Source organism: Pantoea sp. FN0307 (genome assembly GCF_050113815.1).
Taxonomy (GTDB): Bacteria; Pseudomonadota; Gammaproteobacteria; order Enterobacterales; family Enterobacteriaceae; genus Mixta; species Mixta alhagi.
In genome coordinates, this window is the sequence record NZ_JBNJSO010000001.1 from 659,756 (window position 1) to 680,827 (window position 21,072).

The 21,072-nt window shown below is 52.7% G+C and carries 17 protein-coding genes and 1 tRNA gene; 14 read left to right on the forward strand and 4 right to left on the reverse strand.

The annotated features are described in order from the left end of the window. Positions 1–39 precede the first annotated feature (39 nt). Positions 40–687, reverse strand: a complete 648-nt coding sequence (locus ACQE3Z_RS02990; protein WP_426972085.1) for a TetR family transcriptional regulator — start codon at positions 685–687, stop codon at positions 40–42. A 435-nt stretch (positions 688–1,122) separates the two neighbouring features. Between ACQE3Z_RS02990 and ACQE3Z_RS02995 the strand changes: the two genes are divergently transcribed. Then, positions 1,123–1,863 carry a hypothetical protein gene (locus ACQE3Z_RS02995; RefSeq protein WP_426972086.1) on the forward strand — a complete coding sequence of 247 codons (741 nt, stop codon included), beginning with the start codon at positions 1,123–1,125 and terminating at the stop codon, positions 1,861–1,863. A 165-nt stretch (positions 1,864–2,028) separates the two neighbouring features. Here ACQE3Z_RS02995 and ACQE3Z_RS03000 read toward each other — a convergent pair. Next, a tRNA-Asn gene (locus tag ACQE3Z_RS03000) sits at positions 2,029–2,104 on the reverse strand. A gap of 496 nt (positions 2,105–2,600) precedes the next feature. On the opposite strand from ACQE3Z_RS03000, the gene ACQE3Z_RS03005 reads away from it, so the two are divergent. The 4 genes from ACQE3Z_RS03005 (at position 2,601) to ACQE3Z_RS03020 (ending at position 7,369) form a co-directional block, all read left to right on the forward strand. Then, the gene (locus tag ACQE3Z_RS03005) at positions 2,601–3,521 is read left to right on the forward strand and encodes a sugar ABC transporter substrate-binding protein (protein WP_426972087.1); all 921 of its coding nucleotides are present in this window, start codon (positions 2,601–2,603) and stop codon (positions 3,519–3,521) included. A 68-nt stretch (positions 3,522–3,589) separates the two neighbouring features. After that, entirely contained in the window at positions 3,590–5,074 is a 1,485-nt protein-coding gene (locus tag ACQE3Z_RS03010) for a sugar ABC transporter ATP-binding protein (protein WP_426972088.1), read from the forward strand. A 30-nt stretch (positions 5,075–5,104) separates the two neighbouring features. Beyond that, on the forward strand, positions 5,105–6,124 hold the full coding sequence (locus ACQE3Z_RS03015) for an ABC transporter permease (RefSeq protein ID WP_426973043.1): 1,020 nt from the start codon (positions 5,105–5,107) through the stop codon (positions 6,122–6,124). A gap of 315 nt (positions 6,125–6,439) precedes the next feature. Then, entirely contained in the window at positions 6,440–7,369 is a 930-nt protein-coding gene (locus tag ACQE3Z_RS03020) for an Rpn family recombination-promoting nuclease/putative transposase (RefSeq protein WP_426972090.1), read from the forward strand. A gap of 157 nt (positions 7,370–7,526) precedes the next feature. Here the strand turns inward: ACQE3Z_RS03020 and ACQE3Z_RS03025 are convergent, their stop codons facing one another. After that, positions 7,527–8,840 carry a CitMHS family transporter gene (locus ACQE3Z_RS03025; RefSeq protein WP_426972091.1) on the reverse strand — a complete coding sequence of 438 codons (1,314 nt, stop codon included), beginning with the start codon at positions 8,838–8,840 and terminating at the stop codon, positions 7,527–7,529. 565 nt (positions 8,841–9,405) lie between these two features. Between ACQE3Z_RS03025 and nac the strand changes: the two genes are divergently transcribed. From nac to ACQE3Z_RS03050, 5 genes are all read left to right on the forward strand, one after another. After that, positions 9,406–10,323: a nitrogen assimilation transcriptional regulator NAC gene (gene nac, locus ACQE3Z_RS03030; RefSeq protein ID WP_426972092.1), complete on the forward strand. Its 918-nt coding sequence runs from the start codon at positions 9,406–9,408 to the stop codon at positions 10,321–10,323. A 152-nt stretch (positions 10,324–10,475) separates the two neighbouring features. Continuing rightward, positions 10,476–11,432 (forward strand): HTH-type transcriptional regulator Cbl, encoded by a 957-nt coding sequence (gene cbl, locus ACQE3Z_RS03035; RefSeq protein WP_426972093.1) that lies wholly within the window; start codon positions 10,476–10,478, stop codon positions 11,430–11,432. 68 nt (positions 11,433–11,500) lie between these two features. Further along, positions 11,501–12,325 (forward strand): GNAT family N-acetyltransferase, encoded by an 825-nt coding sequence (locus tag ACQE3Z_RS03040; RefSeq protein ID WP_426972094.1) that lies wholly within the window; start codon positions 11,501–11,503, stop codon positions 12,323–12,325. Positions 12,326–12,396: 71 nt separating this feature from the next. Next, entirely contained in the window at positions 12,397–14,193 is a 1,797-nt protein-coding gene (locus ACQE3Z_RS03045; protein WP_426972095.1) for a thiamine pyrophosphate-requiring protein, read from the forward strand. Between the two features lie 159 nt (positions 14,194–14,352). Next, entirely contained in the window at positions 14,353–15,198 is an 846-nt protein-coding gene (locus tag ACQE3Z_RS03050; protein WP_426972097.1) for an oxidoreductase, read from the forward strand. A gap of 77 nt (positions 15,199–15,275) precedes the next feature. On the opposite strand, the gene ACQE3Z_RS03055 is transcribed toward ACQE3Z_RS03050, so the two are convergent. Further along, positions 15,276–17,450, reverse strand: a complete 2,175-nt coding sequence (locus ACQE3Z_RS03055) for a bifunctional diguanylate cyclase/phosphodiesterase (protein ID WP_426972098.1) — start codon at positions 17,448–17,450, stop codon at positions 15,276–15,278. A gap of 262 nt (positions 17,451–17,712) precedes the next feature. On the opposite strand from ACQE3Z_RS03055, the gene phnH reads away from it, so the two are divergent. The 4 genes from phnH to mdtI all read left to right on the forward strand — a co-directional run bounded on the left by phnH (position 17,713) and on the right by mdtI (position 21,045). Beyond that, positions 17,713–18,264: a phosphonate C-P lyase system protein PhnH gene (gene phnH / locus ACQE3Z_RS03060; RefSeq protein ID WP_426972099.1), complete on the forward strand. Its 552-nt coding sequence runs from the start codon at positions 17,713–17,715 to the stop codon at positions 18,262–18,264. Between the two features lie 251 nt (positions 18,265–18,515). Next, positions 18,516–19,811: an NCS2 family permease gene (locus tag ACQE3Z_RS03065; protein ID WP_426972100.1), complete on the forward strand. Its 1,296-nt coding sequence runs from the start codon at positions 18,516–18,518 to the stop codon at positions 19,809–19,811. Positions 19,812–20,360: 549 nt separating this feature from the next. Beyond that, positions 20,361–20,729, forward strand: a complete 369-nt coding sequence (gene mdtJ, locus ACQE3Z_RS03070; protein ID WP_426972101.1) for a multidrug/spermidine efflux SMR transporter subunit MdtJ — start codon at positions 20,361–20,363, stop codon at positions 20,727–20,729. Further along, complete coding sequence (gene mdtI, locus ACQE3Z_RS03075; RefSeq protein ID WP_426972102.1) at positions 20,716–21,045, forward strand: multidrug/spermidine efflux SMR transporter subunit MdtI; 330 nt, start codon at positions 20,716–20,718, stop codon at positions 21,043–21,045. The genes mdtJ and mdtI overlap by 14 nt, the downstream gene beginning before the upstream one ends. Positions 21,046–21,072: the final 27 nt, after the last annotated feature.

Here is a 21,072-nt window from a genome sequence, read left to right on the forward strand (position 1 = left end):
CGACAGAGACCAGCCTGCTGTTTTCTCAGAAAAGCGGCATTAAGCCGGCGCATCACAGCGGCGTAAATAGCGCAGCGTGGCGGTGACGGCCAGTTGTCGATTGCGTTTAATACTTTCCGCTTCACTGTTATCGGGAGTGAACAGCGCATTAAAGGTATAGCGGTTTGAAACATGATGAACGCATATGCTGCTGATCAGCCGGTGTACATCAATGGTATTCACGTCACGATGAAACAGGCCTGCCTGCTGTCCACGCGTCAAAATATCCTCCAGCAAATCCAGCGCGCTACGGTTAAGCGCTTTGATGCGCGGCGACTGGCTGATATAACGGCCTCGCAGCAGGTTTTCACTACAGACCAGACGCATGAAATCAGCATGCGTAGCGTGATAATCAAAGCTTTCCTCTACTAACCGGATAATCGCCTCTTCCGGCGGCAGTTCGCGTAAATTCAGGCCGGTTTCATGTTCGCGGATCTGCTGATAAACCTGCTCCAGCACTGCAAGATAGAGGTTTTCTTTATTGTTGAAATGGTAGACCACCATACGTTTGGTGGTTTGCGCGTTATCTGCAATCTGCTCCAGGCGCGCGCCCTGCATGCCATATTCGGCAAAGGCTTTTAGCGCGCCTTCAAGAATACGTTTTTTCAGTCCTTCAGGATCGTTTTTGCGTTTTGCCTGTTCAACCATATTGGGGCAATTCCCGTTAATTAAGCCGTTGGCAGGGTAACGTGTTGATCCGTTAAACACAACGCCAGCGCCCAGGCTGGAAAACATCCGCCACGAAAGCCATTTTTATCTGCCTGAAACCGTCGCCGATGCAGCGCTGATTATTTAACTCATGCCAGATGTGACTCACTTATTATTGGTCTCAATAAAAAGCCAGTAAAACTTTTAAAGCAGCAGCCTGTTTTTTTATTCAATGGCTTAAATCAGCTTTTTGCAAAGCATATGAACCACAAGATGCCAGTTAAAATCAGACCCCCTAATGTTAATAATTCTTATTTTGGACGCGAGTCTATTTCTTTATTTAGCAGAGCTCCTATGATTAAGCCGGTTAAACCAGGGTATTAAAAAAGAGCGCTGAACGCTCTATACCAAAAATAGTATAACAGGTAGGGTGCTATGTCTTTTGTTACCAATATCGATCCGAATAACGTTCCACGCTTATTAGAAAACATTGAAAATCAGGGTTATGCCGTACTGGAAAATGTGGTCACCGATGAAGGGCTTGCAAAATTTCGTGCCTGGATTGACGAGGTAAGCGCAGAGGCGGGAAAAGGATATCATGCGATTTTCGGCGATGTGGAAAAAATTGATCACACGCCGCTGGCCCGGCTTAGTGAAGACGCTGACTTTCGACAACTTATGCAGCGGATGGCGGAAAAGTCGCTGGCGCGCCGGTTAGCCGATCAAAATGTTCTGGCCGTACTGCGCTGCGTGCAGGGAGAAAGCGGCAGAAAGAAATCCAACTCTTTTCATTATGATGCCAGCGTCATTACCGCACTGCTGCCGATTGAAATCCCCCAGGAAGGGGAGGCGCGCGGAGATTTGCTTTTGTTTCCTAACCTGCGGCCTTTTCGCTCCAGCGTAGTATTCAACGTACTGGAAAAAAGCCTGATGCAAAACAGATTATCGCGTTATCTGTTAATGAAAGCGATCAAGCACCGGCTGGTCAAACCCATGACGCTCTACTTAAAGCCGGGCAATATCTACTTCTTTCACGGTTATCGCACCTTTCATGCTAATGGTCCGTGCGATCCTGCCTTTCGACGCGCGACAGCGCTGTTTCATTTTGGCGATCCGCATCATGGCAGCACGCTGACCCGTTCTATTATTAAAGTTAACCGGCTATTGGCAAAGTAGCACTGACGAGGTTGCGATGAATAAATAAACAGAGAACCCATCTGCCGATGGCGAAAAGTTGGTGAATGATGGCGGCTAAACAGGGATATCAAGTATCCGCTTCAGCAAGCAAGCGCAGAATGCAAAAAGCCCGCTCAGGTTTCCCTGAGCGGGCTTCTCTAAATATGGCTCCTCTGACTGGACTCGAACCAGTGACATACGGATTAACAGTCCGCCGTTCTACCGACTGAACTACAGAGGAATCGTGTGAACGAGGCGAATATTACCTGGCACCCATCTGAATGTCAAAGCCTCTCCCGCCTTTCCCCGTGCGTTTGCTGGCAAAACCAGCAATAAGCTGCCATTTGCTGCTTTTCTAATCTGCCGGGTAGATCTCAATTTAAACGCTTTTCCCGGCTGTTGTTAGAGGCATGTCAAATTTTTGTTATCTGGTAATTTTAAAACGGGCGTTTCGATGCTTTCATTATGAAAATTTCAATAAAATTGACTATGAAACAAACGAACTGTTTCAATGCGTGAGGGTTGTTACCAGGGCTCTATAAACGGTTTCTTTACATGAATTAAGATAAAAATCAACAAGTTGAAAAGGAGAGGTGTAAACAGAAAAAGCGCGACAGTTATAAGGTTTTATCTCTTTTCGAAGCTGGAAACCCTGGTGATGTTGTGTGAATGTAAAAAATATTTTTCATTCGAGGTAACGGCCCGCCAGCGCAACTTAACGATTCAAAGGGTGAACTATGAAGATGAAAAAAGCGATTGTTGCTTCTGTTATTGCCTGCCTGCTGCCTGCGGCAGTGCTGGCGAAAGATATTCAGCTGGGCATATCAATGGCGCTGTTTGATGACAATTTTCTGACCATTTTGCGTACCGCCATGCAGAAAGAGATGGATAAAAATCAGGTGCAAGGCCAGATGGAAGATGCCAAAGGCGACGTGGCGCAGCAGCTGCAACAGGTGCAGAACTTTATTGGTCAGGGCGTTGACGCAATTATCGTGAATCCGGTCGATACCAACGCAGTAAAACCGATTATGGATCAGGCCAGTAAAGCAGGCATTCCGCTGATCTTTGTTAACCGGCGTCCTCAGGCGGCGCTGACTGACAAAATGGCCTATGTGGGATCGGATTCTGAACTGGCGGGCCGCCTGCAAATGGAAGCACTAGCGAAAGCGATGAATCAAAAAGGCAACGTCGCTATTTTAATGGGCGATCTGGCCAACGAAGCCACCCGCGACCGTACCAAAGGCGTTGAGGCGGTTGTGGCTAAATATCCGCAGATCAAAATCGTTCAGAAGCAAACTGCCAAATTTATGCGTAATGAGGCGGTGGATGTGGTCAGCAACTGGATGACCGCAGGCGATCAAATTGACGCTATCGCATCCAATAATGACGAAATGGCTATCGGCGCGCTGATGGCGTTGGGTAAAAGTAGCAAAGTGCTGATTGCTGGTGTGGACGGCACGCCGGATGCGCTGCAGCAGATCAAAAACGGCAGAATGGTTGCCACCGTTTTCCAGGATGCCAAAGGGCAGGGCGAAGGTGCCGTTCAGACAGCTATCAAGCTGGTGAATGGCGAAAAAGTTCAGAAAAGCGTGATGATTCCCTACCAGCTGATTACCAAAGAGAATTATCAACAGTTTGTCAGCCGTAACCAAAAATAACTCTTTCCGTTCGCCCGCCGCCCGTTATGCGGGCCGCTGGCAGGCGACCTGTCGTACGGAGGTAAAACATGACGGCTTATGCGCTGGAAGCTGAAGGCATCAGTAAATTTTTTCCAGGGGTGAAAGCGCTGGATAACGTCTCGCTGCGCGTCAGGCCCGGCACGGTACATGCGCTGATGGGAGAAAACGGCGCGGGGAAATCCACGCTGATGAAATGCCTGATTGGGATCTATCGTCCCGACCAGGGTGTTATCCGTATCAAAGGCGAGCCGGTGCAGTTTCAGGATACGCTGGATGCGCTACGTTTCGGTATCTCAATGATTCATCAGGAACTTAATTTGGTGCCATGGATGACGGTAGCCGAAAATATCTGGCTGGGACGTGAGCCGGTAAAGTTTGGCCTGGTGAATCATCGCCAGCTGAATCAGCAAACTGCGGAGCTACTAAGCAAGCTTAATATTCGTCTGCCGGCGGATCGCATGGTGGGAGAGTTAAGCATTGCCAGTCAGCAGATGGTGGAAATTGCCAAAGCGGTCTCGTGGAACGCCGATATTGTGATTATGGATGAACCAACCTCGGCATTGACTGAAGGTGAAGTCGCGCATCTGTTTACAATCATTCGCGATCTGCGGGCGCAGGGAAAAGCAATTGTTTATATCAGCCATAAAATGGATGAAATCTTTGCCATCACCGATGAGGTCAGCGTATTTCGCGACGGCAGCTGGGTAGGCAGCGACCGGACCGACAGCTATACCCGCCAGTCATTGATCACCCAGATGGTGGGCCGCGAACTGACCCAGTTGTTCCCTAAATTCAACAACGCCATCGGCGAAGAGATGCTAACGGTGCGCCATCTGTCGCGCCAGGATGCGTTTGAAGATGTCAGCTTTAGCGTACGGCGTGGTGAAATCCTTGGCGTTGCCGGGCTGGTGGGGGCCGGACGCAGCGAAGTAATGGAAACCCTGTTTGGCATGGCATCTGCCGACAGCGGGGAAGTATTGATTGACGGCGTGCCGGTCTCCATTGACTCGCCCTCAACGGCGATCGAGAAGGGCATGGCGTTTCTGACCGAGGATCGTAAAAAATCCGGTCTGTTTCTGGTGTTGTCGGTGCTGGAGAATATGAGCATTGTAAATATGCCGGAATACAGCAGCAAAGGCGGCTTCGTCAGCCATGTGCAAATGGCGCAGGATTGTATGGAGCAGATCCGGCGGCTCAATATTAAAACTCCCACCATGGATCAGATCATCAATAACCTCAGCGGCGGCAATCAGCAGAAAGTGTTGATTGCACGCTGGCTGCTGGCGCAGCCAAAAATCCTGATTCTGGATGAGCCGACGCGCGGCATTGATGTCGGCGCGAAAGCAGAGATCTATCGATTGATCAGTGAGCTGGCCAACCGTGGCGTGGCGGTGATTATGGTGTCGTCAGAGCTGCCGGAGATCCTGGGCATGAGCGACCGGGTGATGGTGATGCACGAAGGGCGGATAACCGGCATCCTCGATAAAGAAGAGGCCGATCAGGAAACCATTATGTCGCTGGCATCCGAGTGAAGCGAGAGGAAGATTATGAGCAACGTGAAAATGAGTACTCAACAACCGCGCGCATCGCGTCAGCCGCTGTTCAGCCAGCTACAGGGCAAGCTGCCAAAAGATACCGGCATTTTTATTGTGATGCTCGGCATCGCATTGATTTTTGAAGTGGCAGGCTGGTATGTGCGCGATCAATCTTTTTTGTTGAACACCAATCGTCTGGTGCTGATTGTACTGCAGGTGGCGATTATCGGCATTATTGCCGTTGGCGTAACGCAGGTGATCATCACCACCGGCATCGATCTCTCTTCCGGTTCGCTGATAGCGTTAACGGCGGTGGTGGCGGCCAGCCTGGCGCAAACCTCGCACAGTCTGTCGCCGATGTTTCCTTCGCTGGTTGACCTGCCTGCCGTGGTGCCGATTGTTGCCGGGATTGGGGTGGGTATCCTGTGCGGTTTGATTAACGGTGTACTGATAACCCGCACCGGTATTCCGCCTTTTATCGCCACGCTGGGCATGATGGTATCCGCCCGTGGGCTGGCGCAGTATTACACGCAGGGCAACCCTATCAGCTTTCTGTCTGATGGTTTTACCGCCATCGGTCAGGGCGCGATGCCGGTCGTGATCTTTCTGGTGGTGGCGGTGATATTTCACATTGCGCTGAAACATACGCGCTACGGCAAATATGTTTACGCTATCGGCGGCAATATGACCTCGGCGCGCGTTTCCGGAATTAACGTTAATAAGTATCTGGTGATCGTGTATACCATTGCCGGCGGGCTGGCCGGACTGGCGGGCGTTGTGCTGGCGGCACGCGTCAGTACCGGGCAGTCGAGCATGGGCATGTCTTATGAACTGGATGCTATCGCGGCGGCGGTAATTGGCGGCAGCAGCCTGATGGGCGGTGTGGGTCGCATTACCGGCACGCTGATCGGCGCGGTCATTCTCGGGCTGATTAAAAGCGGATTTACTTTTGTAGGCGTGGATGCCTATATACAGGATATTATTAAAGGCATCATTATTGTTGCTGCGGTCTCTATCGATATGCACCGTAATCGCAAAAAGCGGTAAGACGCTTTATTACAGATAATCTATTAACAGGGTAATGCTCATCGTAATTGTGCGAAATAATAGTGCGAGCTGATTTGAGTTTTTGACTTAATGAAGTTGATTTTCATGACGCATAAACTGATGATTGATCGCGTTTATAGTGGATTGTCAATAAGCCTATTAAGTTTGCGCTGCTATTATTTTCGTTGCACAAGTCAGGCAGGTGAATAATGAGCGTCGTTTCATTATTTTCCTGCCTGAATAGCGATAATGGTGGTGAGGAAATAATAGCGTTGCATTAATAAAAGAGAAGCAATATACAAAAACGATTGGTCAATGAAAAACAACAACAGAACACCAACGCCCCATGATGCTACCTTCCGTCAGTTTTTGTCACAGCCTGAAATTGCGCGTGATTTTATGGAGCTGCATCTTCCGCCTGCGTTGCGCGCCATTTGCAACCTCAGCACGTTGAAGCTGGAGTCAGGATCCTTTGTAGAAAGTGACCTGCGCCAGTATTTCAGTGACGTACTTTATAGCCTGCAAACCTCCGCAGGTGATGGCTACATTCATGTATTGATCGAGCACCAGTCGTCGCCGGATAAACATATGGCGTTTCGCCTGTTGCGTTACGCCGTAGCGGCGATGCAGCGCCATATCGAAGCGGGTCATAAAAAGCTACCGCTGGTGATACCGGTGCTTTTTTATGTTGGCAAACGCAGCCCTTATCCCTATTCAACACGCTGGCTGAATGAATTTGATAACCCTGACCTGGCTGGCAAGCTTTACAGCGGTGCTTTTCCGCTGGTGGATGTCACTGTGATCCCTGACGATGAAATCATGAAACATCGCAGCATGGCAGCACTCACATTATTGCAGAAGCATATTCATCAGCGTGATATTGCCACCCTGACAGATCGTCTGGTCACGCTACTGATGGCCGATTATCTTTCTTCACCGCAGGTAATGGTGCTGATACAATATTTAATACAGGCAGGTGAGTCTGCCGACTCCGAAGCTTTTGTTCGCGAACTGGCACTGCGTGTGCCGCAACACGGGGACGCACTTATGACCATCGCCCAACAGCTTGAACAGCAAGGTATTAAGAAAGGTATTGAGAAGGGTATCCAGCTCGGTCGACAGCAGGGCCGAAATGAAGGCAAATTAGAAGTTGCCCGCAGCCTGCTAAAAATGGGAATGCCTCGTGAGTCAGTGCGGGAGGCGACCGGTTTAACCGAGGATGACCTGGCCCAGCTTCACCATTAATTGCTTTCCTACTGTTTTATCGCCTGGCCGGGCCTTCACTAAATAAGCACCGGCCATGCAATATTCCGTTCAGACTTATTCCGCTATAGCGATTAAATCCTTCTCTGACTATCGGCATAGCTGGCGCGATGCGCCAGCTGCAGGTTTACAGACCTGCTCAGCGGTGCCAGAGCGGAAAGGCGCCAAACACCACTCCGCCTACCAACAGCGCCATACTTACCACAATCCCCCACTTAATTGAAAAGCGCTGATGGTCGCCAATATCCACCTTCGCCAGCCCAACCAGCAGATAAATTGATGGCACCAGCGGGCTGAGCAGATGGAAAGGTTGACCGATAATCGAAGCGCGTGCGATCTCCTCGGCACTGATACCGTAGCCTGCGGCGGTCTGGGCGATCACCGGCAGGATGCCAAAATAGAACGCATCGTTAGACATAAAGAAAGTAAACGGCAGGCTGATTACTGCGGTAAACACCGCCAGATAAGGGCCAAAGCTGTGAGGGATCACCGCCAGCAGGCTCTTCGCCATAGCGTCCACCATGCCAGTACCGGATAAAATTCCGGTAAACACCCCGGCAGCGAAAATCAACGCGGTCACCGCCAGCACATTAGCGGCGTGCGCACCGATGCGCTCTTTTTGCTGCTCCAGCGAGGGATAATTAAGCATCACCCCGATGGCGAATGCCAGCATAAACAGAATATGAATGGGCATCAGTCCCACGACCAGCAGCACCAGCAGCGTGGTGGTAAGGATAAAATTGGGCCAGAACATTTTAGGGCGTCGGTTAGCCTCACATTCCTCTGCATCGCCCAGCCCCAGGCTGATATTTTCCAGATGATGACTTTCCATCGTCATGATGCCCAGCCGCCGACGTTCGCGCAGACCGAACAGCACCGCCATTCCCACCAGGGTAAAACAGCCCAGCAGCATCGCCGGGATCATGGGAATAAAAATATCCAGCGCATCAATACGCAGCGCTGCTGCCGCGCGAGCGGTTGGACCGCCCCAGGGCGACAGGTTCATAATGCCGCTGGCCAGATTAATTAAACAGAGCATCGGCAGCACATTCATCCCCAACCGATGATACAGCGGCAGGAATGCCGCGACGGCAATCATATAGGTTGTGGAGCTGTCACCATCCAGCGAAACCAGCAGCGTCAGCACAGCCGTGCCAACCAGCACCTTTAATGGATCGCCGCGTACAATTTTTAAAATCAGCCGCACCAGCGGATCAAATAGTCCGGCATCAATCATCAAACCAAAATAGAGGATGGAAAAAGTTAGCATCACGCCGGTGGGGGCCAGCGTTTTGACGCCGTTAAGCATCATTTCGCCCAGTCCGTGCCAGAAACCGCCTACCAGCGCAAAAAAAGTAGGAACAATAATCAGCGCAATCAGCGCCGACATTCGTCTGGTCATGATCAGATACATGAAGCAGATCACCATCGAAAAACCCAGCACAGTCAGCAAAATACTTTCCTTCTAAAAATTAAGGAGACAGCAGGCGTACTACCGCTTATCTCTGGTGGTGAGGGGTTATAGTATGACGTCACGTTATCTATCTTTTACAAAGGGCACATAAAAGTTAATGAAGTGATAATTTCATTTGGGATAACCTGCTGTTTTTACGATTTTTTTGTGAATTAAGGTAATAACAAAAATTTTACATTTGCCATAAGTGAAAAGGGGAACAGTGACAGAGTTCATGTTTCGACCGGTATGAAAGCAGGTTTTTGTGATGAAGATCGAAAGAGTAGCGGCGCAGCGCTTATAAAAAGTTTCTCTTATCGTCTGCACAGTACAAACGCAGCCGCTGCACGCTTCTGGTGCGACAGACCATTAACCTGTCGGGCTGGCGACATAAATTTAGCCGTTTAACTCGTTTGGGGTAATCAGATTCTCTTATTTTATCGTGGGTTAGCGATGCCGCATTTTGACCGCGATGAAAACTGGCCTGCATATTGCAATGCATGGCTTACAGCCGCGATGCGCGCCTGAGCTGGTAACAACATTCGGTAACTCCGACGGAGGCAACATGAACTTAAGACGGCTTAAATACTTCGTAAAAATTGTCGATATTGGCAGTCTGACTCAGGCGGCGGAAGTGCTGCATATTGCGCAGCCTGCATTGAGTCAGCAGGTGGCCACGCTGGAAAATGAACTGGACCAACAGCTGTTGATCCGTACCAAACGTGGCGTAACGCCCACCGAGGCCGGAAAAATTCTGTATGCCCATGCGCGAACCATTTTACGTCAGTGTGAACAGGCGCAAATGGCAGTGATCAATGCCGGACAGACGCTGAACGGTCAGGTCTCTATCGGTCTTGCGCCGGGCACCGCTGCTTCTTCGCTAACCATGCCGCTGCTGCAAACGGTGCGTGAAGAGTATCCGGAAATCCTGGTTTACCTGCATGAAAACAGCGGCTCTTCGCTTCATGAAAAAGTGATAAACGGACAGCTCGATATGGCGGTGTTATATGACCGCACGCCGCTGGCGGGCATTACCAGCACGCCGCTGATGAAAGAAGAGCTTTATTTGGTAGGGGTCTGCAATGCGCCTGGCAGCATGGTGGATCTGGCTCAGGTAGCGCAGATGAACCTCTTTTTGCCGCGTGATTACAGCGCGGTGCGTAAACGGGTCGATGAAGCTTTTTCATTACGACGCCTCAGCGCGCGTATCATTGGTGAAATTGAATCGCTTGCCACCCTGAGCGCCGCCGTTTCCAGCGGTATGGGCGCAACGGTGCTGCCGGAGTCGGCGGCACGGGCGCTGGTTAGCGCGACTAACGGCTGGATGGCGCGTATTAATTCACCTTCGCTTAATCTACCGCTATCGCTCAATATCTCTTCGCGTCTGCCGCTATCGCCTTCCGCTCAGGCGGTGAAAAATATCCTGCTGACGCTGCTGAACAAGCCCGTTGCGGAAGAGCGTGAGCTGATGCTGGTGGGTTAGATCATCTTTGATCACGGACAGGCTGGTTAATCATTACTGGTCGTCCGCCTTTATCTCATAAATGCATAAGAAACCGTTTTTTATTATTTGTAGCTATCAATAAGCCTGCTTAACATTAAGGCAGCATTGAACGCCAGATAAGGAGAAACGGTTTGAACTTTCAACAGCTTAAAATTATCCGTGAAGCCGCACGCTGTGAGTTTAACCTGACGGAGGTGGCGAATACGCTTTTTACCTCACAGTCTGGCGTCAGCCGCCATATACGCGATTTAGAAGATGAATTGGGTGTAGATATCTTTATCCGTCGCGGCAAACGGCTGCTGGGCATGACCGAGCCGGGCAAAGCGCTGCTGGCTATCGCTGAGCGCATTCTCGATGAAGCGAGTCGGGTACGACGGCTGGCGGATCTCTTTACCAACGAAACCAGCGGTGTCCTGACCATAGCCACTACCCATACACAGGCGCGCTACAGCCTGCCAAAAGTGATCAAAGCTTTTCGCGCGCTCTGGCCGCAGGTGCGGCTGGAGCTGAATCAGGGATCGCCGCAGGAAATAGTAGCGATGGTTGCTGCTGGCGAAGCGGACATCGGTATCGCCAGCGAGCAGCTGGTTAATCAGTCGGCGCTGGCGGCCTTTCCGTGGTTTAGCTGGCATCATGCGCTGCTGGTGCCAAAAGGACATGAGCTGGAGCAGGAGCAGGAGCTTACTCTGGCGGCGCTCAGCCGCTATCCCCTGATTACCTATCGGCAGGGGATTACCGGACGCTCGCGTGTCGATCGCGCCTTTCAGGCTGCGGGGCTGAAACCGGACATTATCCTCAGCGCGCAAGACTCCGACGTCGTGAAAACTTATGTTGATCTGGGGCTTGGCGTGGGGATCCTTGCCGATCAGGCATGCCAGCTGGATACGCAATCAGCGCTGACGCGGCTTGATGCGCGCCATCTCTTCGAGGCCAGCACCGTGTGGCTGGCGCTAAAGCGCGGGCAACTGCAGCGCAATTATGTCTGGCAGTTTCTTGAGTTATGCAGCGCCAACCTGTCGCTGGAGGAGATGAAACGTCAGGCGCTTAGCGTTCAGGAAGAGGAGCCAGCGATCGACTTTCAGATTTAATCTCTTTGTCCCGTGTATTGCAGATCGTAAAAGCAGCGGCTAATGTCGCTATTTTTGCAGGGGCGAGGATGATTAAGTTACGGGCAATGACGCCGCACGATCTGGACGACTGTGTGGCGCTCACGCAGGAAGTTAAGTGGCCACATCGTCTTGCCGACTGGCAACTAATGCTGCAACTGGGCGAAGGCGTAATAGCGGAACAGCAGGGGCGTGTGGTCGGCAGCACGCTGTTCTGGCGCTGGGGCGCGGAGCGCGCCTCGTTGGGCGTGATCATTGTCGCAGGTCAGCTGCGCGGTCAGGGCATCGGTAAGGCGCTGTTACACTATACGTTGCAGCAGCTGGAGGGCTGGCAGCTGCATCTGCACGCTACCGCCGCCGGCGCGCCTCTCTATCGTCAGATGGGATTTGTCGCCTCGGGCGACGTGATTCAGTATCAAACGTCAGCGTTGACGCCGCCGCCCGCCAGCGGGCTGGTACAGATGGCGCGGCAGAGCGATCTTCCGGCGCTGGCGCAGCTTGACTGGCAGGCAAACGGCTTTCAGCGGCTACCGTTGCTACAGCAGCTATTCCAGAGCGGTGCCAGCATCACGCTGCTGCGTCAGCAAACGGTGCCGCTGGGCTTTGCTGTTACCCGCCGTTTCGGGCATGGCTATGTGATCGGCCCGGTCATCGCACCTGACAGGCAAATGGCGCAACAGCTGATTATTGAAGCGATGCAGCCGCTGGCTGGCGCTTTTGTGCGTATTGACAGCCGTCGCGAGGCAGGACTGGGCTCCTGGCTACAAACCCTTGGTTTACAACCGGTAGATAATCCGTTGCGCATGGTGCGCGGCAGCGAGTGGCAGCCGCAGGGGATGACGGCCTGGAGTTTGATGAGTCAGGCGATGGGCTAAACGCGGCGGTTGTGTTTTGAGCAGGTCAGCTATGCTTAAAGTCTGTGTAATCTGAGAGGGAGAAACAGACAATGGCAATGAAGACCAGCGATTTTTTTGTAGCGCGCCTGAAGGCATGGGGCGTTACGCGAATTTACGGTTACCCCGGCGATGGCATTAATGGGGTGCTGGGCGCGATTCAGCGAGCAAATAAAGCGGGCGCCGGCATTGAGTTTATTCAGGTACGCCATGAAGAGATGGCAGCATTTATGGCTGCAGGCCATGCCAAATTTACCGGCGAACTGGGCGTTTGCCTCTCTACCGGCGGCCCGGGCGCCACGCATCTGCTGACCGGTCTGTATGATGCAAAAATGGACCACGCGCCGGTGCTGGCGATTTCCGGCCAGGCGGAAACCACCTCTCGCGGCTCCAACTATCAACAGGAGCTGAATCTCGATCGCGTGTTTTCTGACGTTGCTAATTTTGTGCAGGAGGCGGCGGCCCCGGCGCAGGTGCGCCATCTGGTCGATCGTGGCGTGCGTATTGCGAAAGCGCAAAACGGCGTGGCGGTGCTGATTTTGCCGAAAGACCTACAGGACGAGCCGTGGCAGGAGCCGCAGCATGCGCACGGCTTTACCCATTCCGGCCCAGGCTATCAACGACCAAAAGTGGTGCCTTATGAGGATGATTTGCAACGTGCTGCAGAAATCCTCAACGCCGGTAAAAAAGTTGCGATTCTGATTGGTTCCGGCGCACGCGGCGCGGCCGTAGAGGTGGTGCAGGCGGCGAATGTGCTGGGTGCGGGCGTGGCGAAAGCGCTGCTGGGCAAAGATGTGTTGCCGGATGACGCGCCGTTTGTGACCGGCTCTATCGGCCTGTTGGGCACCAAACCCTCTTCAGAGATGATGAAAAACTGCGACACGCTATTAATGATCGGCAGCGGTTTTCCGTGGACAGAATTTTTGCCAGAAGAGGGCAAAGCGCGAGCGGTACAGATTGATATCGATCCTTCAATGCTTGGCCTGCGCTATCCCTGCGAGGTGAATCTGCATGGCGATGCGGCGGAAACGTTACGTGCGCTGCTGCCGCTGCTGCAACATAAAGCAGACCGCAGCTGGCAGGAGATCATTGCCCGTCAGGTACAGGAGTGGTGGCAGGTGATGGAAGAGAGGGCAATGGCACCCGCGAAACCCGTTAACCCGCAGCGCGTGGTATGGGAAATGTCGCCTCTGCTGCCTGAAGATGCCATTGTTACCTCAGATTCCGGCTCCTGTGCCAACTGGTTCGCTCGCGATTATCGGGTCAAACAGGGACAGCGCGCCACGCTTTCCGGCGGCCTGGCCTGCATGGGCGCGGCGGTGCCGTATGCGATTGCCGCCAAGTTTGCTTTTCCGCATCAGCCGGTGGTGGCGCTGGTGGGCGACGGCGCGATGCAAATGAACAATATGGCGGAGCTTATCACTATCCAGAAATACTGGCAGGGCTGGGGCGATGCACGGCTGATTGTCTGCGTGTTTAATAACCAGGATCTTAATCAGGTGACCTGGGAGCAGCGGGTGATGGAAGGCAATCCACGCTTTGAGGCCAGCCAGGATATTCCCAATGTGCACTACGCTGCCTTTGCTGAGATGCTCGGCCTGAAGGGCATTTTTGTCGACGACCCGGAAAAGCTCAGTGCCGCCTGGCAGGAAGCGCTAAGCAGCGACCGACCGGTAGTGCTGGAAGTGAAGACCGATCCGGAAGTAGCGCCGCTGCCACCGCATATTACCTTTAAACAGGCGAAAGCCTTTATGACCTCAATGTTAAAGGGCGATCGCGGCGCTGCGCAGGTGATTGGCGATACCGCCAGCCAGTTGCTGAACGAAGTGTTGCCCACTAAAAAGAGATAACCTGAGCGGCGTGGCAAGGCGTTTGTAAAACCGCCGCTCCTGGCTTATGTTTACGAAAAATCAAAGATTAACCTCTCTTCAACGGGCGAGGCTGTCAGGAACATATCCGTGAGTTAACGGAGTTTCCTGCTTCGCCCGATCGCACATAAGGAAAACAGCATGACAACTGAAACGCGCCCGGTGTGGTTTATTACCGGCTGCTCTACCGGTTTTGGCCGTGAGCTGGCGAAGCAGGCGATTGAACGTGGATTTAACGTGGTGGTTACCGCCCGCAATGTGCAAAAAGTTGCGGACCTGGTGCCGGGTAAAGAACAGCAGACGTTGGCGCTGGCGCTTGATGTCACCGACAGCGCCAATATTGATGGTGCGGTTAAGGCAACGCTGGAGAAGTTTGGCACCATTGATGTGCTGGTAAATAATGCAGGTTATGGCTATCAGTCATCGGTTGAAGAGGGCGTTGAAGAAGAGATCCGCGCGCAGTTTGATGCTAACGTTTTTGGTCTGTTCGCCATGACGCGTGCGGTGCTCCCGGCTATGCGCAAGGCGCGGCGCGGGCATATTATTAATATTACCTCGGTGGCGGGCCTGATTGGTTTTCCTGGCTCCGGCTACTATGCCGCCAGCAAGCATGCGGTAGAAGGCTGGTCCGATGCGCTGGCGGTTGAGGGTGAGCCGCTGGGCATCAAGGTTACCTGCGTTGAGCCGGGGCCATTCCGCACCGACTGGGCGGGGCGCTCATTGCATCAGACAGAAAACCGTATCGATGATTATGCCGAAACCGCTGGTGTGCGCATGAAAAATACCGCAGGCTACAGTGGCCAACAGCCGGGCGATCCGGCGCGCGCCGCCGCCGCAATGATTGCGATTACTGAAAATGCCCATCCGCCGCGCCATCTGGTGATGGGAGCGTTTGGCTTTGAAGCGGTCACCAATAAACTCCGTGAGCGGCTGGCGCAGATTGAAGCGTGGCGAGAAACCTCACTTGGCACCGACTTCCCGGCGTAAAGCCCAGCTCAGCCACAGCATAGCGGAACAAGCCGCCTCGCCCTGAAACTATTGTCAGCGGTTTAAGGGTGAGGCATTTATCCTGCTTTACGCTTTTCCAGCATCAGAGCAATTTGTTCAGACGGCACTGCCTGGCTAAACAGATAGCCCTGTAGCTGGTTGCAGCCCGCCTCAGCCAGTGCCAGCATCTGCCCGTTTGTTTCTACGCCTTCTGCCGTAACCGTCAGGCCCATGGCATGACCAAGCCGGACGACAGATTCAATAATCGCCGTTGAGTTCTCCGCCACGCCCAGCGACTGGGTAAAGGAGCGGTCAATTTTGATTTTATCCACCGGGAAATTGCTTAAGTAGTTCAGGCTGGAGTAGCCGGTGCCGAAATCATCCAGCGCGATGCGGAAGCCGGCCTCACGCAGGGCAATGATAATGGCGCGAGCCTCTGGCTCATTATCAATCAGTACGCCCTCGGTAATCTCCAGCTCAAGAGCGCGGGGATTAGCGCCTTCCATCTGCACGATATCTTTAACACGCTGTACAAACCCGGCGGCGCGAAACTGCAGCGGCGAGACATTAACGGCGATTGTCAGCGTTGGCCAGCGTAGAGAAACCCGGCACGCTTCGCGCAGCACCCATTCGCCGATTTGTAAAATTAATCCGGTTTCTTCGGCAATAGGAATAAACTCTGACGGCGCGATAAACCCGCGTTGCGCGTGCTTCCAGCGCAGCAAGGCTTCAAATCCTAAAATTCGTTCGCCCTTCACGTCCATTAAGGGCTGGTACCAGACCTCCAGCCCCTGTTTCTGCTGCAGCGCATGACGCAGATCGGCTGCAATCTGCTGACGTGTTTGTACCGATTCGTCCATGGCACGCGCGAAATGGCGATACTGCGCACGCCCCTCGTTTTTCGCCTCGTACAGCGCAATATCTGCTTTGCGCATCAGCTCCTGACGATCCAGCCCGTCCTGCGGTGCGACCGTGATGCCGATACTGACGCCAATCCAGGCTTCACTGCCCAGCAGTTTATAAGGCTTCGCCAGCGCATCGAGAATTTCCTGACACAGCACATCAATTGCGCTGAGATCCTGAATATCCTCCATCACAATAACGAACTCATCGCCGCCTATGCGTCCAACGGTATCATTGTCGCGCAATAGCGCAGCAAGGCGATGTGAAACCTCAATGATTAAATCGTCACCGGCATGGTGGCCATAGGTGTCGTTGATATTTTTAAAGCGGTCGAGATCCAGCAGCAGCAGCGCCGCCTGACTGCGGTTACGCGTCGCACGCGCCAGCGCCTGCGTCAGCCGATCGTCAATCAGCGCGCGGTTAGGGAGGCCGGTAAGCACATCATGAAAAGCCAGATGCTGCGCCTGGGCTTCGCTGGCGCCCAGACGTAATATCGACTGAGCCAGACCCAGCTGCATGCGCCAAAGGCGATACATCATTACCATACAAACCACAGTGGTAACCAGCAGTAACGCGCCGATCAACGGCATCAACATTTTTACTATGTCACTGCCAGGTTGTTCTGGTCGCCAGGCAAAATAGCCAGCGGAAAAGCCGAGACGCGAGGTAAGCTGAAAGCGTGCCTGATCGGCAGGCGTGGGGCGATCGCCAATATAGTGCAAACCATCGATCAGGCTGCGCTGGGCCAGCGCATTGAGAAAACCATCGTCGAGATATTTAATGCCAATAATCCTGAAGCCACTGTTATTGCCTTCCGTACTAATATTACTGATGGCTACCAGTGCCGCACGCTCCCCAATTTTCACATAATCAACCAAATCCTGAATGCCCAGCTCATTCTGGCGTACCAGCCAGGGTGACAGCGCAGGTTCAAATTTGCTCCAGTAAGGGCCCTCACTGCGCTTTCCGTTTTGCCAGCCATACAACGCCTGGCCCTGCGCATCAAGGATAAAGATGTCCTGATGACCAAACATCTCATATAGCCAGCTGCCGATATTATCGTCCAGCCAGCGCGTATCCTTACCGGGCTGCTGCAGATACTGGGCCAGAGGCAGCCAGTTGCTCAGGCTGTGTAACTGGCGTACATGTTCGGTCATGCTCTGAGAAAACGCGGTTTTAACGATATTTTCCTGTTGTACCAGCGCCTCGTGGTTGTTGTGTTTTGCCGTCCATACCAGGCTGAAGCTGGCTGCGCACCAGGTAATGAACAAGACCGCTGCTAATGGCAAAACCACTTCACGAATAAACTCGCGTCGAAAAGTGTCTGGTAGTTGATCTTTATTAAACATTTTTCCACTCATGCCACTGCTCTCTGATAGTTAATTGTGACAGATAAAATAGATTTTGCTCCATATGGATACTGGCGAAGCGGCAAATCTAACGTTTTGATCTAACATTAGGAGTGAATGATATTTTTATTAATGATGCTAACCAGTGGCAGGGTGGGTAGCCAGACTTAACACAAATTCATCATGCTGCCACCGCCGCGTAACCCAGCTGTCATTTAGCTGCGGCAAAGTAGCCATCATGCTGTACCTAACGGAGAAGAATATGAGTTTACTGGCGAGCTTAAACCGCCCTGTAGTAGCCACGCAGCCTGTGCTGCGCAGAATTTTAAAAGCCATGAACGAAGCTGGCGTAGCCGTCACGCTGCCCTGCGCTCAGCGTTGGGCAGGCCTCTCACCTGCGGCAACGGCGCTGTTGATGACCCTGAGCGAAGCGGATACTCCGCTGTGGCTGGATGAATATCTGGATACACCTGAGTTGCGCGATGCTCTGTACCAGGCCGGAAGCGCGCCGCTGAGCCATACCCAGTCTGCTGCCCTGGCGTTGCTGCACAGCGACAGCAACCCTGACCTGCATGCCATTGCAGCGGCGGGTGCCACGGTGATCCTGGAGGTTCCGGCACTTAACGGCGGCCTGACGCTGCGCCTGCGTGGGCCAGGGATTCAGGAGCGCCGCGCCGTCGCGCCGCAGCTGCCGCCACAGGTGATCGCATTTTTGCGTGAGTGGCCGCTAAACGGGCAGGGCATTAATTTGATGCTGACCTGTGGCGATATGGTCATGGTGCTGCCGCGCAGCGCGCAGGTTGCTGTCTGTTAATAACTGATGATTCGGTATCTGCACTGATGCGCAGGCCGTTACGGTTAGCACCATACTGGTGCGGTGCGGTTTTATGGTGCCCTATTGCAGGGCGGAGGCGCATAAAAAGCAACCCGGAATAGCGCCGTGGTTGAAAACACGAGGTAGCTGCTGTGGCATAGCTCTTGCTAATCAGGAATGCTCTTATTCCTTTTATTTTGGCAAGAGAAACTTCACGCAAGTGACGACGTTAACGCTACGAGAGAAGCAGCATGCTGGAAAAACTATTTCAACTAAAAGCACACCACACCACGGTGCGTACCGAAGTGCTGGCCGGTATCACCACCTTCCTGGCAATGGCCTACATTTTGTTTGTTAACCCTACGATCCTTAGCGCCGCCGGGATGGATAAGGGCGCGGTTTTCGTTGCCACCTGTCTGGCGGCAGCAATTGGCTCGCTGCTGATGGGGCTGATTGCTAACTATCCTATCGCACTGGCGCCGGGGATGGGGCTGAACGCTTTTTTCACCTATACCGTGGTACTGCATATGGGCTACACCTGGCAAATCGCGCTGGGTGCGGTGTTTCTGTCGGCGCTGATTTTCTTCGCCTTATCAATTTTTAAAATTCGTGAATGGATTATTACCAGCATTCCGCTGCCGCTACGTTCCGGTATCGCGGCAGGAATCGGACTGTTTTTGGCCATTATTGCGCTGCAAAGTGCGGGCATAGTGATTGCCAATCCAGCGACGCTGGTGGGGCTGGGAGATTTAACCAAACCTGGCCCGCTGCTGGCGATGCTGGGTTTTATTATTATTGTGGTGCTGGAGGCGCGGCGCGTAACCGGCGCGGTGCTGATCGGCATTCTGGTGGTCACTTTTATCTCAATAGGGCTTGGTCTGTCGCCTTTTGCCGGAGTCTTCTCCGCACCGCCCTCTATCGCGCCCACCTTTTTGCAGCTGGATATCAAAGGCGCGCTGGATATTTCTCTGGTCAGCGTGATTTTTGCCTTCTTGTTTGTGGATGTATTTGATAACTCCGGCACGCTGATTGGCGTTACCAAACGCGCCGGCCTGGCGGATGAGCAGGGCAATATCCCGAAAATGGGCAAAGCGCTGGTTGCCGACAGCGCCGCCGCGCTGTTTGGTTCGCTATTGGGTACCTCTACCACCACCAGCTACATCGAATCCGCCGCAGGCGTCAGCGCGGGCGGCCGAACCGGACTCACGGCGATTGTTGTGGCCTTCCTGTTTGTTCTCAGCCTGTTCTTTTCGCCGCTCGCCTCCAGCGTGCCAGCATACGCGACCGCGCCTGCGTTGCTTTTTATCGCAGTATTAATGACGGCCGGACTGGCTGAAATCGACTGGAAAGATATCACTACCGCTGCGCCGGTCACCGTAACCGCCCTGACCATGCCTTTGACCTATTCCATCGCTAATGGCATCGCCTTTGGTTTTATAACCTGGACGCTGGTGAAGCTGTTAAGCGGCCGCCGTCATGAGTTGAACGCAGCGCTGATTGTACTTTCGCTGCTGTTCGTGATTAAGCTGGGCTGGCTGAGCGCCTGATTCTCCGGGCCGTCTACGGTGGCGGCCCTTGCTTTGCTGCGCCCGCTTTCTGACATGATCCTGTATGCCACGCATTAGCGATTTTTATCGCTTTACTCCACCTGCAAATCCCAAAAGAATTTGATTTAAATCAGGAAAATCCGTGCTGATAAATGAGAGATTTCAGAAAATAGCGTTTTCGTGCTATATTTCACTCTAAGCTGTAATTTATTAACTTAATGAGGCACTGAAGCAGGTCATTTTACTTACTGACACAGTGAAAAATTATGCTGAAAGGTAGTAAGACATTCTCATCACACTTCTTCGTCACTGGTTTTATCTCGCCGATAGTCACTTGCGAAACCCACTGGTGTAGCGAGCTGTAGCCCCGTTTACTCTTCTGTGACCATACGCGTATTCCGCGTGCCGGTATTCTGGCTCAGGCTGCTTACCGGAAGAATGGTTAACACTTTCATAAAAAGTTTTTTTATGCAGATTTTTACTGTAGGGCGCATTTTTGGCCGCTTTAGCAGTAAGTAGTTATGTTTTTACCATCTTGAGGGTTTAAAGATGAAATATTGGTTTTTTTTGGCAGTTTCTATTGTTGCAGAAGTATCGGGTACGCTCTCTATGAAGTATGCCAGTCTGTACGGCGGCATGCTGGGACATCTGATGATGTATGTCATGATCACACTTTCCTATATTGCGTTATCACTGGCGATAAAACGTATTGCGCTTGGCGTGGCCTATGCGCTGTGGGAAGGCGTTGGTGTATTGCTGATTACGCTCTGTAGCGTCACCCTGTTCGCTGAATCGCTGCCGCTGATAAAGGGGCTTGGCCTGATGGTATTGATTGCCGGTATCCTGTTATTGCACGGTGGTACCGACAAAGCTGGCAAACGTAAAGATGAAAAAGGAGAGTTGCATGCAGCCGCTTAATGGATGGCATATCGCCTTTTTAATGCTGGCGGTGGTACTGGAAATCACTGCGAATATTTTCCTTAAATACTCGGATGGTTTTCGCAAACCACTGCCAGGGCTCCTGTCACTGCTGATGGTAATGGGCGCTTTCAGCGCTCTGGCGCAGGCGGTGAAGGGCATCGATCTGGCGGTCGCCTATGCGCTGTGGGGCGGCTTTGGCGTCATCGCAACGCTGGCGGCAGGATGGATCCTGTTTAAACAGCGTTTGCGTCCGCGCGGCTGGGTTGGTCTGTTGCTGCTGCTGGTGGGCATGGTGATGATCAAGCTGGCATAATTTCGGCATACTAAAAAAGACGCCCGC

Bases quoted from the DNA above. Each gene is read 5' to 3' on its own strand.
- ACQE3Z_RS03045 (WP_426972095.1), top strand. From the start codon at position 12,397: ATGGCAATGAAGACCAGCGATTTTTTTGTAGCGCGCCTGAAGGCATGG.
- ACQE3Z_RS03005 (WP_426972087.1), top strand. From the start codon at position 2,601: ATGAAGATGAAAAAAGCGATTGTTGCTTCTGTTATTGCCTGCCTGCTG.
- ACQE3Z_RS03020 (WP_426972090.1), top strand. From the start codon at position 6,440: ATGAAAAACAACAACAGAACACCAACGCCCCATGATGCTACCTTCCGT.
- phnH (WP_426972099.1), top strand. From the start codon at position 17,713: ATGAGTTTACTGGCGAGCTTAAACCGCCCTGTAGTAGCCACGCAGCCT.
- ACQE3Z_RS03010 (WP_426972088.1), top strand. From the start codon at position 3,590: ATGACGGCTTATGCGCTGGAAGCTGAAGGCATCAGTAAATTTTTTCCA.
- mdtI (WP_426972102.1), top strand. From the start codon at position 20,716: ATGCAGCCGCTTAATGGATGGCATATCGCCTTTTTAATGCTGGCGGTG.
- ACQE3Z_RS02995 (WP_426972086.1), top strand. From the start codon at position 1,123: ATGTCTTTTGTTACCAATATCGATCCGAATAACGTTCCACGCTTATTA.
- ACQE3Z_RS03015 (WP_426973043.1), top strand. From the start codon at position 5,105: ATGAGTACTCAACAACCGCGCGCATCGCGTCAGCCGCTGTTCAGCCAG.
- ACQE3Z_RS03050 (WP_426972097.1), top strand. From the start codon at position 14,353: ATGACAACTGAAACGCGCCCGGTGTGGTTTATTACCGGCTGCTCTACC.
- ACQE3Z_RS03065 (WP_426972100.1), top strand. From the start codon at position 18,516: ATGCTGGAAAAACTATTTCAACTAAAAGCACACCACACCACGGTGCGT.
- ACQE3Z_RS03040 (WP_426972094.1), top strand. From the start codon at position 11,501: ATGATTAAGTTACGGGCAATGACGCCGCACGATCTGGACGACTGTGTG.
- nac (WP_426972092.1), top strand. From the start codon at position 9,406: ATGAACTTAAGACGGCTTAAATACTTCGTAAAAATTGTCGATATTGGC.
- ACQE3Z_RS03055 (WP_426972098.1), bottom strand. From the start codon at position 17,450: ATGTTTAATAAAGATCAACTACCAGACACTTTTCGACGCGAGTTTATT.
- ACQE3Z_RS02990 (WP_426972085.1), bottom strand. From the start codon at position 687: ATGGTTGAACAGGCAAAACGCAAAAACGATCCTGAAGGACTGAAAAAA.
- mdtJ (WP_426972101.1), top strand. From the start codon at position 20,361: ATGAAATATTGGTTTTTTTTGGCAGTTTCTATTGTTGCAGAAGTATCG.